At 54.6% G+C, this 335-nt stretch carries 1 protein-coding gene; it reads left to right on the forward strand.

Features of this window, described 5'->3' with window-relative positions:
- Positions 1-335 (forward strand): DUF6396 domain-containing protein (locus GM672_RS28715; protein WP_229417992.1); only part of this gene is annotated, 335 nt, incomplete at both ends.

A 335-nucleotide genomic window follows, 5' to 3' on the forward strand; every position in this document is an offset into this window, starting at 1 on the left:
TATAACCAAAGGCATGGACCTGCAGCCGATAAGTTCGGAAGCTATGCTGAGCTTCGCAAGAATTTTGCCGCAGCGCTGGAGCATTATCAGGCGGCGACGCGGTTCGGAAGCAAGGATTCTGCGGTAGTGCTACGAATTATGTTTGACACTAAGCACTGGAGTTCTCGTGACAGGCAGGATCAGCTTGCGCTCAAAGAACTCGATATCTTGCCCGATCCGGAGCGTGAAAACCGGTATCACCAGATCTACCAGGCACTCGACCTCAACCCCGACCTGAAACTGACCCGGCTGGACAAGGTGCTGCCGCTGCCTCCTGCGGAACTACCCGAATGGAA

It is taken from the genome of Pseudoduganella buxea, from assembly GCF_009720835.1.
Lineage (GTDB): Bacteria > Pseudomonadota > Gammaproteobacteria > Burkholderiales > Burkholderiaceae_D > Rugamonas > Rugamonas buxea.